The sequence below is a fragment of the Ahrensia sp. R2A130 genome, from assembly GCF_000179775.1.
Lineage (GTDB): Bacteria > Pseudomonadota > Alphaproteobacteria > Rhizobiales > Rhizobiaceae > Pseudahrensia.
Window position 1 is genome coordinate 507,341 of sequence record NZ_AEEB01000017.1, and the last position, 13,858, is coordinate 521,198.

13 protein-coding genes are annotated in these 13,858 nt (G+C 55.8%); 4 read left to right on the plus strand and 9 right to left on the minus strand.

Annotation, left to right across the window (positions count from 1 at the left end):
• Window positions 1-352: 352 nt before the first annotated feature.
• Window positions 353-1,591 carry a hypothetical protein gene (locus tag R2A130_RS11645; protein WP_156798489.1) on the minus strand — a complete coding sequence of 413 codons (1,239 nt, stop codon included), beginning with the start codon at window positions 1,589-1,591 and terminating at the stop codon, window positions 353-355.
• A 210-nt stretch (window positions 1,592-1,801) separates the two neighbouring features.
• Window positions 1,802-4,588 carry an excinuclease ABC subunit UvrB gene (uvrB, locus tag R2A130_RS11650; protein ID WP_050786129.1) on the minus strand — a complete coding sequence of 929 codons (2,787 nt, stop codon included), beginning with the start codon at window positions 4,586-4,588 and terminating at the stop codon, window positions 1,802-1,804.
• A 182-nt stretch (window positions 4,589-4,770) separates the two neighbouring features.
• On the opposite strand from uvrB, the gene R2A130_RS19015 reads away from it, so the two are divergent.
• Window positions 4,771-4,899 carry a hypothetical protein gene (locus tag R2A130_RS19015; protein WP_009758260.1) on the plus strand — a complete coding sequence of 43 codons (129 nt, stop codon included), beginning with the start codon at window positions 4,771-4,773 and terminating at the stop codon, window positions 4,897-4,899.
• Window positions 4,900-4,968: 69 nt separating this feature from the next.
• Window positions 4,969-5,091, plus strand: coding sequence for a hypothetical protein (locus tag R2A130_RS19020; RefSeq protein WP_009758261.1), 123 nt, complete (start codon window positions 4,969-4,971; stop codon window positions 5,089-5,091).
• Between the two features lie 81 nt (window positions 5,092-5,172).
• Here the strand turns inward: R2A130_RS19020 and R2A130_RS11655 are convergent, their stop codons facing one another.
• Window positions 5,173-5,526, minus strand: a complete 354-nt coding sequence (locus R2A130_RS11655; RefSeq protein ID WP_009758262.1) for a hypothetical protein — start codon at window positions 5,524-5,526, stop codon at window positions 5,173-5,175.
• A gap of 306 nt (window positions 5,527-5,832) precedes the next feature.
• On the opposite strand from R2A130_RS11655, the gene R2A130_RS11660 reads away from it, so the two are divergent.
• Both R2A130_RS11660 and pcaD read left to right on the plus strand, forming a co-directional pair.
• On the plus strand, window positions 5,833-6,186 hold the full coding sequence (locus R2A130_RS11660) for a DUF2147 domain-containing protein (RefSeq protein ID WP_009758264.1): 354 nt from the start codon (window positions 5,833-5,835) through the stop codon (window positions 6,184-6,186).
• Between the two features lie 177 nt (window positions 6,187-6,363).
• Window positions 6,364-7,173, plus strand: coding sequence for a 3-oxoadipate enol-lactonase (gene pcaD / locus R2A130_RS11665; RefSeq protein ID WP_009758265.1), 810 nt, complete (start codon window positions 6,364-6,366; stop codon window positions 7,171-7,173).
• On the opposite strand, the gene R2A130_RS11670 is transcribed toward pcaD, so the two are convergent.
• The 6 genes from R2A130_RS11670 to R2A130_RS11695 all read right to left on the minus strand — a co-directional run bounded on the left by R2A130_RS11670 (window position 7,170) and on the right by R2A130_RS11695 (window position 13,858).
• Entirely contained in the window at window positions 7,170-8,060 is an 891-nt protein-coding gene (locus R2A130_RS11670; RefSeq protein ID WP_040305664.1) for an alpha/beta fold hydrolase, read from the minus strand. The two genes, pcaD and R2A130_RS11670, sit on opposite strands and share 4 nt — an antisense overlap.
• A 65-nt stretch (window positions 8,061-8,125) precedes the next feature.
• Window positions 8,126-9,295, minus strand: a complete 1,170-nt coding sequence (locus R2A130_RS11675; RefSeq protein WP_009758267.1) for an ABC transporter substrate-binding protein — start codon at window positions 9,293-9,295, stop codon at window positions 8,126-8,128.
• Between the two features lie 40 nt (window positions 9,296-9,335).
• Window positions 9,336-11,198 (minus strand): long-chain fatty acid--CoA ligase, encoded by a 1,863-nt coding sequence (locus R2A130_RS11680; protein WP_009758268.1) that lies wholly within the window; start codon window positions 11,196-11,198, stop codon window positions 9,336-9,338.
• Window positions 11,189-11,971, minus strand: a complete 783-nt coding sequence (locus R2A130_RS11685; RefSeq protein ID WP_009758269.1) for an ABC transporter ATP-binding protein — start codon at window positions 11,969-11,971, stop codon at window positions 11,189-11,191. The genes R2A130_RS11680 and R2A130_RS11685 overlap by 10 nt, the downstream gene beginning before the upstream one ends.
• Window positions 11,968-12,750, minus strand: coding sequence for an ABC transporter ATP-binding protein (locus R2A130_RS11690; protein WP_009758270.1), 783 nt, complete (start codon window positions 12,748-12,750; stop codon window positions 11,968-11,970). Before R2A130_RS11690 ends, R2A130_RS11685 begins: the two co-directional genes overlap by 4 nt.
• Before the next feature lies 1 nt (window position 12,751).
• The gene (locus tag R2A130_RS11695) at window positions 12,752-13,858 is read right to left on the minus strand and encodes a branched-chain amino acid ABC transporter permease (protein WP_009758271.1); all 1,107 of its coding nucleotides are present in this window, start codon (window positions 13,856-13,858) and stop codon (window positions 12,752-12,754) included.

Below are 13,858 nucleotides of genomic sequence, written 5' to 3' on the forward strand. Positions count from 1 at the left end.
GAGGGCGGCCCCACTGAGAAAGCCTTCGTAATCCGGCAAATATCCCCAAAAAAAAAGGAGGTCCAATTTCTTGGAACTCCTTTTTCTCAAATTTTTGTCTTCGACTAACCCGAAGTACCCCCATCACCCAACTTAACAGCTGCTAGTTTGGAAAAATTCTTCATGGATCATCCTCAATTCGGCTTTTTGACGTTGTGATACGAAAATAATTCTATCGACAAGTGATTACAACAACTATCGGTGAAAATAATTAATGGCTCCCACCGCGTTGATCCGATATCGACAATTCTAGGTTGTCACCAAACACATGGTGAGTAAATGGTTAACCCAAAAACCAGCCTTAAAGATTTGCTTAAACATGACGAATTTTTGGCTCGGCTTTTTTTCGCCCCGCCGGTTTGACGTCCACTAAAATTTCCGCTGATTTTCCGACGTTAGCCGCACCTGTGTTCGACCTCCACCAAAGATTTATCCCTTGATGAGGTAAGACAGCCACGTCACTAACAAATGAGTGGGAGCCTCGTCCAAAAATTTTATCTGGGCTACCCAATATCTCTTTCAAAGAACCATGCAAAAGATCGTCGATCGACCACTCGATACCGTCGACTAGGTTGTTCACAACCACTTCCAAATCCTCCGATGGATAAAGGCTGGTCCAAAGTTCATTGTCGGAAAATTCTTTAATCAGCGTGAATTCAAACCTGACTCTAAGTTCGGATTTTCGTTCAACATTTCGAACAAATTGATAAGCTCTGTGCGATGCCACATCAACACCAGCGGTTTGCGCCCGTTTAAAAGCGTCGGAAATTTCGTCGTCAGACAATAGGTCGCCATCTAACATTCCAGAGTTAATTCTACAGACAGGTTTAAGGTCGTTAATATTTGTAACAGGAATCATCAGATCAATAGGGCAAACCAAGTCTACGTCTGTATGGTTCACGATGCTATACGACATAGTAGTCACAAGCTTTATATATGTAGAGTCAAATTTATTAGATATGGTTTTACCTTCGGGAAGATGCGCCGATCCAAGTGCTGAAAGCGGCGACAACTCGTACTGCAGTTTCATGTCTCTTCGCGAAAAGCGCGTCGAAAAAATGGAGTCCAAAATATGATCGAGCACTTTGTCGGGTATTTGACGTCTCAGAACTGAGTCAAAAACATCTTGCCTTACCATTTCCGAAGAACTTTGCGCAGTCTCGATAAGAGTGAGTAGTGCGGCGTCATGACTTACATTCGTGTCAGTTCTATGTCTTGCTTCCACAAAATAGATTATTGTGGCGGCGATAAGGGTAGCAAATCCGATCTCCTTAGTTAATGAAGCCCAGAACTCCGACTTGAACAGAAAAAAGGCGGGGTTTCCAAAAAAACTATCCTCTTGAGGGATTTTAGCAACCAGTTCTATGAAAATAGATATGCAAATAAAGGCGACTGAAAAAGTCAAAATTTTAGCAACTTTAAATTTTTTCAGGGCCTTTTCAGAACCAGACTTTGTTTTTTCTTGTTGTTCTTCGAGAAGGGCCTCGAGTAACCTCCTGGAGTCTCCGAAAGATGGTGCGTTCTCAATTGAGTGAAATTTTTTGTCGTCCATTATCGAAGCAATCAGAAAGATTTTTAAAAACTGTAAAACGCACATTACCTCAATGCAATGTTGAAAATTTCTCAGTTTAGAAAGTCATCTCTAAAAAATTTGGAAAAGTTTTCAGAATTTCGACAGATATTCCAACTCGCCAAATCTACTTGGATCAAATTTTGCAAGAGAATAATTAGCGCCTTGAGGTTTTGCCAATCTAGAGCACATTCATCGCCCCCGCTTATTCGCCTTGAACCCACCGCGTTGACCCGGTTTTCCGGTCGTACTCCTCGGTAATGGTCTTTTCTCCGGCACTGCGCCGCCCACTGGTTTTTCGGTTCTGCCGACGGTCATCTCGTCGAGTTCCGGTTTTTTGAACAGGCTGGCGTTTTTGTCGGTGTTGTCCGTGGCGCGGCCACCGACCTTGCCGCGTTTGGCGGTGTTGGCACGGCTGCTGCGGGTGTTTTCGATACCGGGGTTGCGGGCCAGAGGGTCGTCGGCGATTTCCAGCTCGATGGCCTGCAGGCGCTTGATCTCGTCGCGCAGGTTGGCGGCTTTTTCGAAATCGAGGTCGGCGGCGGCGTCGCGCATGTCCTTTTCCATGGCGGCCAGATGGGCCTTCATGTTGTTGCCCACCAGCGCGCCTTCTTTCGCAAGGCCCGCATCCACGCGCACATGGTCGCCTTCGTAAACGCTGCCCAGAATATCGCTGATATCGCGCTTGATGCTGGCCGGAGTGATGCCGTGCTTCTCGTTATAGGCCTCCTGCTTCTCGCGGCGGCGGTCGGTCTCGGCCATGGCGCGTTCCATGGAGCCGGTAATGCGGTCGGCATAGAGGATCACGCGGCCATCGACGTTGCGCGCGGCGCGCCCGATGGTCTGCACGAGTGACGTTTCGGAGCGCAGAAAGCCCTCCTTGTCGGCGTCAAGAATGGTCACCAGCCCGCATTCGGGAATGTCGAGACCCTCACGCAGCAGGTTGATGCCGATCAGCACGTCGAAGGCGCCCAGCCGCAGGTCGCGGATGATCTCGATGCGCTCCAGCGTGTCGATGTCGGAATGCATGTAGCGCACCTTGATGCCCTGTTCGTGCATGTATTCCGTCAGGTCTTCGGCCATGCGCTTGGTCAGCACGGTGACGAGGGTGCGATACCCCTGCGCGGAAACCTGCTTGATCTCGTCCACCACATCATCGACCTGCGTCTTGGCCGTGCGAATTTCCACCGGCGGATCGATGAGGCCGGTGGGGCGGATAACCTGTTCGGCAAACACGCCGCCGGCCTGCTCCATCTCCCAACCGCCCGGTGTGGCGGACACGCAGATGGTCTGCGGGCGCATGGCGTCCCATTCCTCGAAACGCAGCGGGCGGTTGTCCATGCAGGACGGCAGGCGGAAACCGTATTCAGCCAGCGTTGCCTTGCGCCGGAAGTCACCACGATACATGCCGCCGATCTGCGGAATGGTGACGTGGGATTCATCGGCAAACACCAACGCATTGTCGGGCAGGTATTCAAACAGCGTGGGCGGCGGCTCGCCCGGCTTGCGGCCGGTGAGATAGCGCGAATAGTTCTCGATGGAGGCGCAGGATCCGGTGGCCTCGATCATCTCGATGTCGAATTTCACCCGCTGCTCGAGGCGCTGTGCTTCGAGGAAGCGACCGGCGCGAGTGAGTTCCTCCAGCCGCCATGTCAGTTCGAGTTTGATCTCTTTGACGGCCTGATTAAGCGTCGGGCGCGGGGTGACATAGTGGCTGTTGGCGTAGATTTTCACGCTCTTGAGATTGTCGGTCTTCTGGCCCGTCAGCGGGTCGAATTCCGTGATCGTCTCGATCTCGTCACCGAACAGGCTGATGCGCCATGCGCGGTCTTCAAGGTGAGCGGGGAAGATTTCGATCGTATCGCCCCGCACGCGGAACGAGCCGCGCTGGAAATCCGCATCGCGCCGCTTGTATTGCTGCGCCACGAGGTCGGCCAGCAGTTGGCGCTGGTTCAGCGTGTCGCCGATCTTCATCTGAAAGGTCATGGCGGTGTAGGTTTCCACCGACCCGATACCGTAGATGCACGACACGGATGCCACGATAATGGTATCGTCACGCTCCAGCAACGAGCGGGTGGCCGAGTGGCGCATCCGGTCGATCTGCTCGTTCACGCTGGATTCCTTCTCGATGAAGGTGTCCGAGCGCGGCACATAGGCTTCCGGCTGGTAGTAGTCGTAATAGGAGACGAAATATTCCACCGCGTTGTCTGGGAAGAAACTCTTCATCTCACCGTAAAGCTGCGCGGCCAGCGTCTTGTTGGGCGCAAGGATGAGGGCAGGGCGCTGGGTCTCCTCGATGACCTTGGCCATGGTGAAGGTCTTGCCCGACCCGGTGACGCCCAACAGCACCTGCGTTCGTTCGCCGCCCTGGTTGGAGCCTGCTTCCGATTTCAACCCGCCAACCAACTCCTTGATCGCCGTCGGCTGGTCGCCCTTGGGTTCGAACTCGCTCACGACCGTGAACGGCTTCTGGTCGGGGTCTTTGTCGGGCCGGTCCGGGCGGTGGGGCACCCAGATGTCGCCCTTCATCTCGTCGCGTCCGTGTTCGATGAGCTCCGAAAGCGCCTGCACGGTTGCGGTAACGCCGGAGGTCGACGCCATTTCCAGCGCTTCTTCGGCAGAAACATCCAAACCTGCGATGGGGTTCAGGCCCGCTGCGACGCGCTCTTTCACATCGTTGGAACCCCCGATGATCGTACCGCCACCGGTGCGCTTGGTGCCGACCTTATCGCCTTTCTTGGGCTTAGCTTGTGCCTTGGCATCCACTTTGGCGCGATATTTGGCAGCCTTGTCCTCGCGTGCGGCGCGCTCCGCCTCTTCGGCCACAGATTCGCGAAACCCCTGCGGATTGGTATCGCTTTCAGCGGCGATTTCTGCAGCCCAAGACGAAACGTCACCGGAAAGCGGCGCGCCCTCGAACGGTGCCTGCGGTGATTCTTCAAAGCCGGTCTTGGGTTCGGTTTTCTTACTATCAGCCATAGAGCCTCGAATTATGCGGCTTTCGCGCATTCATATCAAAAGGTCGGCAGACCCGCCGGTCCACACATGAAGAGATGAACGCATGATTACGTACATGGTTCGTTCTGTGTCTTATCACACATACAAACGGGTCGCGTCGAGCGATGGTGACGCATCGAAGCAAAGGCTGAAAGGACAAGCCCGTGAAACTCTCCACACTCTTCGTCGCAGCTATCGTCGGCCTGATGATTGGTCTTTCCGGCCCTAACGCTAGCGCTGATGACCCGCAGTCATCTGGCGATCCATACACGATGGTCGCAGCAACGAACTGAACAAAATATTCGGAACGAAATGTCCGGCAATGTCTTTACTGAGCAGAACGCAGGCAAGGGAGCCAGAAAATGAAACTATCCGCCATCATTGCAGCCGCATTCGTAGGAATTTCGATTTCGCTTTCCGCTCCGCAAGCAGATGTTGCTCCTGCAAATGACTCAATGGCGAGCATTGATGTCGCATCCACATAGAGATTGGCTGACATAGCGACTCCAGCGCTATGTCAGCCTGTAATTCGAAAGGGCAGTCGGGAAACCGGCTGCCCTTTTCTGTCATGCAAGGGCGGTGAAAGCAGCCTTGTCCATATCTGCCGGGCGAATAGCCACTTGGCAGTGCGGGCACTTCGAAGTTGAAAGAACTTTGTTCTTCATCCGCTCGTCAACATAGGCCGAGTTGAGGATCGTTCGCAGGTGAGCGGATAACTCCTTGTGATGGGCAACGCACAGGGCGCTGTTTTTGCCTGCAACCGGGCCGGATGCCGATAGTCCAGTAGCCGCGTGGGCGGAACCCATAAGGCCGGGCGTTAACGCGCTGGCCGCCAAAGCTGCCACCGTTCCGGTTAGCACTGTGCGCCTGTTCGGGCCTTTATTTGAGTGATTTTCTGGGGTGAAGGTTGGACGAGCCATGCGCGTCTCCTGTCATTGCGGCCACCGTTCGGGGCATCACCTCGATGCCACCGTCTTTGGTCAACCAAATTACAGGTAGGTATTTGCGAACGGTTCGCAACAAAATTCTAAAAACAGCTCCCGTTTTGCAAACCGATTAAAAAGCTTACCTAAACGTAAAACCGCTTGTTCCGCGACATTCTGTCGGCTAGCTTCTGGTTCACCGTAGAGCGGCTCGAGACCGCCTATGGGTTATTTCCGCCTTTCGTTCCCGCAGCTACTGGTGGGAGCAAGAAGGGTAGGGGCGTTTAATTCTGGGAGATTCGCATGAACCGCACTGTAAAGACACTCGTTGGAGCCGCAGCAATCGGCGTCGCCATGGCAGCCGCTAGCGCGGCATTTGCTGCACCAATCGAGGGCAACTGGCGCACAGCGTCAGGCGAGACCGCAGCTATCGCAAAATGCGGTGGTTCTTATTGCGTTACGCTTCGTTCGGGCAAATATTCCGGCAAAAGCATTGGCCGCATGAAGGGCAGTGGTGCAAAATACTCCGGCACGATCACTGATCCCTCAGATGACAAAAAGTATTCCGGCACGGCCACCGTTTCCGGCAATTCCATGAAAATGCGCGGCTGCGCGTTGAAGGTTTTCTGTAAGACCCAGAATTGGTCGCGCAAATAATCAAGAGATAAGTCGACCGCCTTCCTGGAAGGCGATTGCAGATTGGCCGGTGGTGTTGGGAGGCACTACCGGCCTTTTTTTGTCTTGACCAAGGGTCGCATATCTAGCGCTGGGCCTTGATGGTTCCGGTCTGCGCGGGCAAGAGATGGCGAAAGCTGAAATTCCCGGATTCCCATCATGCAGTTTGCCGACATCAATGGTGTTACGCTCCACTATCAGGTTATCAGCGCGGCTGATGACAAGCCGACCATCGTCTTCTCGAACTCACTAGGTACAGATTTCCGTATCTGGCGTGATGTCATCATCCGTTTCGTCGGCGAAGCGTCCATCATCATGTATGACAAGCGAGGCCACGGCCTCTCCGACTTCGTAGCCTTGCCGGAAGGCGTTGCCCCGAAGATCGATGATCACGTTAACGATCTCGCCGGATTGCTTGATCATCTTGGTGTTACAGACGCCGTAATTTGTGGACTCTCGGTCGGCGGGTTGATCGCTCAGGGACTGAATTTCCTTCGTCCCGACCTGGTGAAAGCTATGGTGCTTTGCGATACGGCGGCAAAGATCGGCGACGATGAAACGTGGAACGGGCGTATCGAAACCATCGAGAAGGACGGACTGGCCGCCACGGTCGACGCGACCATGCAGCGCTGGTTCTCACCGACGTTCCACAACGAACGGGCCGACGAATTGCAGGGCTACATCAACATGTTCAACCGGCAGCCAGCTGAAGGATATATCTCTACCGCAATTGCCATTCGCGACGCAGATTTGCGCGGCGCAGCATCTCAAACCACGACACCCACAATCTGCATCGTCGGGGAATATGACGGAGCGACCCCACCTGCTGTGGTGCTGGAATTGGCCAAATCTATTCCCGATGCCCGCTACGAAGTTATCAAGAATGCAGGCCATCTACCCTGTGTGGAGCAGCCGGAAATGCTATCTGAAATCATCAAGGCATTCCTGAAGGACGCTAAGGTCACTTAGTCCACGAAGTCGCGGATCAGCGCCGCGATCTCTTCGGGCTTTTCGTGCAGCAACCAATGGCTTGCGCCTTTGAGTTCTGTGACGGTCAGATCGTCGCAAAATTCCCCAAGGTCGGCACGGGCTTCAATGAGAAGCGCCTGATCGTCTAATCCCCAGATGAGCAAATGTGGCATGGCGATACGGTAGCGCGCCCGCATCTCGTCGGTGATGTTTAGTTCCCGGGGCTCTGCATCTTCTGCTGGCACGATCATCGGGGAAGCGCGGTACCAGTTAAGCATTGCCGTCAGCCTCCCATCGCCCGACCAGGCTTTGCGGTAGGCATCTTCGATAGACGCATTCAGCCACGGTGCTGAAGAGAATTTACGAAACATGCCGAGCAGTCTTTCGAAGCCGTTCGGCGCAAGCCGATCTTCGATATCCGGCGTGCGCAGGGTGGTCATATACTGGCTGGCTACTGTCTGTTCGCCACCGGCATAGAGCGCCTTTTGAAAACAGATCGGGTGCACACCGTTGGCAATGATGAGACGCGAAACGCGCGCGCTATGGCGCATCGCAAACGCATAGGCAACGGACGCGCCCCAGTCGTGACCGCATAAGATGATCTGCTGGTCCGGCGCGATCTGATCAATCAGTCCAAGAAGATCGGCCACCATGTGTTTTGTGTCGTAGGCCTCGACACCTTCCGGCGCATCGGAGCGTCCAAACCCGCGCTGATCGGGCAGCACGAGATGGTATGTATCCGCCAGCTTCTCTGCCACCGCCGCCCAAGCAACGCTGTATTCAGGAAACCCGTGCAACATCACCATGACCGGCGCGTTCGACGCTCCGGCCTCACGCACATTCAGGTTGATGCCGTTGCTTGCATATGTCCGTTCGGCCCACATCATCTCATCCCTTCAAAACGTAAAAGGGCGACCCGAAGGCCGCCCTTTCTATCGTCATTCGTCTAACTCTACTGCTCGATACGCGCGAGTTCTTTCCAGTTGTCACCTTCGATAACCGAAATGATGATCTCGTCGGCACCTTGATGGTCCTCCGCGCTGTAGTCGACCATGTTGTCGGAAATCTCGTCTTTGTAGTTCAGGCTTTCGATACCCTTCTGGAACGTCTCGGCGTTCAGGTCTTTACCAGCGGCCTCCAGCGCTTTCACCATCGTGGTTGCGCCGCTGTGGCCGAGCAAAGCGCCCGTGCCGGGAAACTTCTCGCCGGACGCTTCAGTGTATTCTTTGAAGAAGGCCTGCACAGCTGGATTGCCCATGCGTGACAGCAGATCGGACCAACCGGCTGCCGCATAGTAACCTTCCGTCACGCCGCCGGGCACTTTTGCCATGACGGAGTGGAAGCCTGCGGACGCGCCCATAAAGCTCATGTCTGCGAAGCCAAGCTTCTTGGCCGTTGCAACGATGGCGATTGTCTGCCGCACGCCCATGGCCATGGTGACGATCTGGCAGCCATCCGCGTTCAGTTTTTGCAATGCGCCGACGAAATCAGAATCGTCGGGTTTGTGCGTGGTTTCCGAAGCAAACTCCAATCCGCCTTCAGATGCAGCATCGCCGGCACCTTCACGAATTTCTTTGCCGAAATCGGTGGGCAAATACATGGCGCAAATCTTCGTCGCGCCTTTCTCTTTGGCCAGATAGTTCACGCCAGCCTTGATCTGCGAATAGTAGGATGCGGTTGCCGCATAGCGCAGTGGGTGCAGTGGCTCGTTCATCTGGCGCGCTGCTGTGAGCGGCGCAACATTGGGAATTTTCTTGGCTTCGAGAAGTGGGAAGGCGGCCATGTTCATGGGTGTGCCGAGCGACAGCAACATGGCAAAAACCTTGTCGCCGTTCACCAGCTTGTTCATGCCTTGAATGGCTTTGGGCATCTGGTAGCCGTGGTCTTCGACAACGAAACGGATTTTGCGGCCATGGATGCCACCTGCGGCATTCACCTTGTCGAACACCAGCTGCGCTGCCTGCGTGGCAGGGCCGCCGAAGGGCGCGAATATGCCGGAAAGATCGTTGTTGGAACCGATCAGAATTTCGGTTTCCGTTACGCCCTGTTCCGCGCGGGCGACGCTTGGCATGGCGGTGGCCAGCGCCAGTGCGGTGGCTGCGATTTTTAATGTTGTTTTCATCAGTTTTCTCCTCCCAGAGTATCCCGTCCCGTGGACAGGGTTAGGTGTACATATCGTCGATAAGGGCAGCGTGGCGCTTTTCCACGAAGCCGCGTTTCAGTTTCAACGTGGGCGTCAGTTCGTCGTCCTCGGCTGTCAGCAGCACGTCGATCAAACGAAAGTCCTTGATCTGTTCCACGCGCGCAAAATCCTTGTTCACGTCTTCCACGATGCTGCCGATGAGATCACGAACCTCGGTTGCGGCGCAAAGCGACTGGAAGTCATTGAACGGTATGCGACGGTCCTGTGCAAACTTTTCGACATTTTCCTGATCGATCATCACCAGTGCTGACAGGAATTTGCGCTTGTCGCCGATGATGACGGCATCGGTAATCATCGGCGAGAATTTCAACCGGTTTTCGATCTCGGCGGGCGTTATATTCTTGCCACCCGCAGTGATGATGATGTCCTTCAGACGGCCTGTGATGGTGAGGTAGCCGTCTTCATCCAAATGTCCGATGTCGCCTGTCCGCAACCATCCATCTTCGGAAAATGTCTCCGCCGTCTTTTCCGGCAGGTTCAGGTATCCGGCGAACATGTTGCCCGCGCGATACTGAATCTCGCCATCATCAGCGATGCGAATTTCGGCACCATCTATCGGGCGCCCCACCGTGCCGACCTTGTTGCTGCCTGTCGCATTCAACGAAATGACGCCGGAACTTTCGGTCATACCGTAGCCTTCCAGCACGTTCACGCCGATGGCGTTGAACCAGCTGAGAAGTTGTGGTGCGATGGGTGCCGCACCGGATGCGCCACGGCGTAAACGATCGAGGCCAAGCATCCGCCGCAAATTGCGAAAGACCACATACTCGTAAATCAGCTCTTTCAGCCTTACGCCAAAGGGCAGCGGCTTGCCCGCAACTTCAAGCTCCACCCGCCGCGTGCCGTTGGCGATAGCTGCGTCGTAGATGCGGCGCTGTAGCGGTGTCGCTTCCTGCGACAGGATAGTGACCCGCGAATATATCTTCTCCCACAAGCGCGGCACGGCAACGAAAACGTGCGGGCTGACCTCTTGCAGATTGTCAAAAACCGTCTCCGGGCTTTCCGCAAAGTTCAGCCGTGTGCGAAATGCGATGGGCGAGAAACCGGAAAACACCCGTTCGAGAATATGACACAACGGCAGAAAGCAAATCTGCTCGTCGCCTTCATATAGCGGCGCGGCGGTTGCGCCTGCGGCGACCGAGTAAAGCAGATTAGCGTGGGTGATGGTCGCGCCTTTAGGCATTCCTGTCGTGCCGGATGTATAGACCATGATTGCGGTATCATCGGGCTTCGTAGCAGCCACTATTTCTTCGAAACGTTGCGGCTTTTCTGTTGCTGCACTGCGACCCAATTCCATCAACTGGTCGAGGAACATCACCTTCGGGTCGCTAAAATCCGTCAGCCCGTCACGCTCGTAAACCACGACGAGCAGATCGTCGGGCAACTCCGCTCTGGCCGCGAGATATTTATCCAGCTGCTCATCGTTCTCGATGAACAGAAAGCGTGTGCCGGAATCGTTCACCAGATATGCGAGCTGGGAGGCGGAGTCGGTGGTGTAGATGCCTGAGCAAATGCCGCCCAGCGCCTGCACCGCCATGTCGGTATCGATCCATTCCTTGCGATCTTCCGACAGGACCGAGGCGACATCGCCAGCGACCATGCCCAGCGCTTCAAGCCCCAGCGCAATCGCTTGTGTGCGTTCGAGAAAGTCGGTCCAGCTGAACGAATTCCACAACCCGCGATCCTTCTCACGGTGGGCGATGTCGTCGCCCATCTCGCGACAGCGATGCAGCATGAGCTTGGGAATCGTATCGCAACCGTCGATACTGGTAGGGCGGTCGACGTCACCGAGTTCGAGCGTGGGAATGGGTTTTAGCGCCATGTCTTGCGCGCCTTCCAACGGCGCTGGCCGCGCTGGTTTTCCTGTTGCGACTGGCCGAGATAAAATTCCTGAACGTCGGCGGAATTGGCAAGTGTCTCCGCGTCTTCCGCCATCACGACGCGGCCCAATTCCATCACGTAGCCGTAGTCTGCGACGGACAGCGCGATGGCTGCGTTCTGCTCCACCAGCATCATCGTCACGCCGCGCTCTTTATTGATGTTAGCGATGGTCGCAAAAATCTCCTGCGTCAGCAGCGGCGAAAGGCCGAGGCTCGGTTCGTCCAGCAACATGATGTCGGGCCGCGCCATCAACCCGCGCCCGATCGCCAGCATCTGCTGTTGCCCGCCGGACATGGTGCCCGCCGCCTGATTGCGGCGCTCTTTCAGGATGGGGAATGTGTCATAGACGAAGGCTTCGTCGGCGCTGATTTCGCCACGGTCCGAACGGGAATAGGCACCCATGGCAACGTTTTCAGCCACCGTGAGCAGCGGGAAGATTTCACGTCCTTCCGGCACATGGGCCAGCCCCAGAGCAACGGTTCGGTTGGGTTCGACGCCGGTGATATCCTCACCCTTGAGCCGGACCTGCCCCTTGCGCGGGTTCAACACGCCGGAGATTGTTTTCAACAGCGTCGTCTTGCCAGCACCGTTCGCGCCCAGAACTGTAACGATCTGGCCCTTGCGAACCTGTAGAGACACGCCCCGAATTGCCATGATGGGGCCATAGGAGGCTTCCAGATTGTCCACCTGCAAAACGATTTCGTGTTCGCTCATCCCGCCACCTTTCGCACATTGCCTGTGCCGAGATAGGCTTCGATGACGGCAGGATGCGACTGCACTTCTGCAGCGGTTCCTGTGGCGAGTTCGCGGCCATCGGCTAGTGCCATCACACGGTTTGCAACGGCGGAAACGAGGCCCATATCGTGCTCCACCATCAGCACGGTGATGCCCATCTGTTTGGCGATGTCCTCGATCCAGAAGGCCATATCCTGCGTTTCTTCCACCGACAGACCGGAGGCTGGTTCATCAAGCAACAACAAGCGCGGTTGCGTTGCCAATGCGCGGCCCAGTTCCACCACCTTGCGAACGCCATAGGGCAGGCCCGCAATGGGGCGGTCGCGGTGCGGTTGAAGATCGAGAAAGTCGATCACGTCTTCTACAGCGGCACGGTGTGCGCGCTCGTCGCGGCGGACGGAGGGCAGGTGGAACAGGTCTGATAAGACGTTCGTCTTGCGGTGGCGGTGGCGACCGACAAGCAGGTTCTGCAACACGGTGGCTTGTTCGAACAATTCGATGTTCTGAAATGTCCGCGCGATACCGAGGCCAGCAATGTCGTGGGCGGGGTGGGCCAGCAGGTCTTCGCCATCGAACGAGGCTGTGCCCTCTTCCGGCGTGTAGAAGCGGGAGATGACGTTGAAGACGGTGGATTTCCCCGCACCGTTCGGCCCCACCAGCGCAAACACTTCGCCCGGCTCAACGGTAAACGTCACTGTGTCGACAGCCGTCAGACCGCCGAAGCGTTTCGTTATGCCGTTGAGAACAAGCCCGCTCACGTCACTGCACCCGCTCGGTTTTCAGATAGCTTTTCTGGCGGGCGAACAGACCTTTGCGATAGAACGGGAACAGGTCGAACCATGTGCGGATTTTCATCCAGCGCCCGTAGAGGCCCATGGGTTCGAACAGGATGAAGCCGATGAGAATGGCTGCGAAGATCGCCTGTTCGATGCCGGGAATGTTGCCGGTAATATCGAACGATGTGGACAGCCATGTGCGCGCATTGGCGATGATGACGGGAATGAGCCCGACAACGATGGCCCCCAAAAACGCGCCGTGAATGGTGCCGAGACCACCGATCACAATCATCAGCAGCAGGGTGATCGACATGACGATGTCGAAGGTTTCGTGCGTCACGTAGGTTGCATTGTGGCCGAACAGGGCGCCGGCCAGACCGGCGATGGAACAGGACAAAAAGAACGCCAGCGCTTTTGTTTTAGCCGGATCGACCCCCATCGCGCGGGCGGAAATTTCGCTGTCGCGGATGGCAGCGAAGCTGCGGCCCGTGGGTGAACGCACGATGTTGCGGTAGAAGGCGACGGTGATGAGGCACACGCCCAGGACGACATAATAGAAGGCGTAGGGATTGGCGTAGCGGTTCACGGTGAATCCGAAGAGTGAGATATCAGGCACGGAAATACCGGCCACACCACCGGTGAAATCCTCACCCAGTACGATGAAATCTACCATCAGAACGGAAAGCGCCAACGTCGCCAGTGCGAGATAAACGCCGTGCAACCGCATGACCGGCATGGCGATGAACGTGCCCAGCGCACCGGCGATCAATCCGGCCAGCGGGAAAGCGATCAACCACGGCACACCGGCGTTCAACAGCAGCACATTGGCATAGCACCCGATGGCCATGAAGGCCGCGTGGCCAAGGCTGGCAAGGCCCGTTTGGCCGGTGAGCATCATCAGGCCGAGACCGGCAATGGCAAAGATGAAGACACTGGTCACTTCGCCCAGAAGATAAGTGTCGTTTTGCCAGAAAAAGTAGAGTGGCAGCGCCAGGAACGCGGCGAGTAGCACGAGATACCAGCCTAGTTTCGCCGGGTGCGAGAACCAGTCGATATCGGTGTCGTAGTTGGTTTTGAACAATGTCCGCAT

Coding starts and splice junctions, on each gene's coding strand:
- R2A130_RS11645 (WP_156798489.1), bottom strand. CDS start 1,591: ATGGACGACAAAAAATTTCACTCAATTGAGAACGCACCATCTTTCGGA.
- uvrB (WP_050786129.1), bottom strand. CDS start 4,588: ATGGCTGATAGTAAGAAAACCGAACCCAAGACCGGCTTTGAAGAATCA.
- R2A130_RS19020 (WP_009758261.1), top strand. CDS start 4,969: ATGAAACTATCCGCCATCATTGCAGCCGCATTCGTAGGAATTTCGATT.
- R2A130_RS11655 (WP_009758262.1), bottom strand. CDS start 5,526: ATGGCTCGTCCAACCTTCACCCCAGAAAATCACTCAAATAAAGGCCCG.
- R2A130_RS11660 (WP_009758264.1), top strand. CDS start 5,833: ATGAACCGCACTGTAAAGACACTCGTTGGAGCCGCAGCAATCGGCGTC.
- pcaD (WP_009758265.1), top strand. CDS start 6,364: ATGCAGTTTGCCGACATCAATGGTGTTACGCTCCACTATCAGGTTATC.
- R2A130_RS11670 (WP_040305664.1), bottom strand. CDS start 8,060: ATGATGTGGGCCGAACGGACATATGCAAGCAACGGCATCAACCTGAAT.
- R2A130_RS11675 (WP_009758267.1), bottom strand. CDS start 9,295: ATGAAAACAACATTAAAAATCGCAGCCACCGCACTGGCGCTGGCCACC.
- R2A130_RS11680 (WP_009758268.1), bottom strand. CDS start 11,198: ATGGCGCTAAAACCCATTCCCACGCTCGAACTCGGTGACGTCGACCGC.
- R2A130_RS11685 (WP_009758269.1), bottom strand. CDS start 11,971: ATGAGCGAACACGAAATCGTTTTGCAGGTGGACAATCTGGAAGCCTCC.
- R2A130_RS11695 (WP_009758271.1), bottom strand. CDS start 13,858: ATGCGGACATTGTTCAAAACCAACTACGACACCGATATCGACTGGTTC.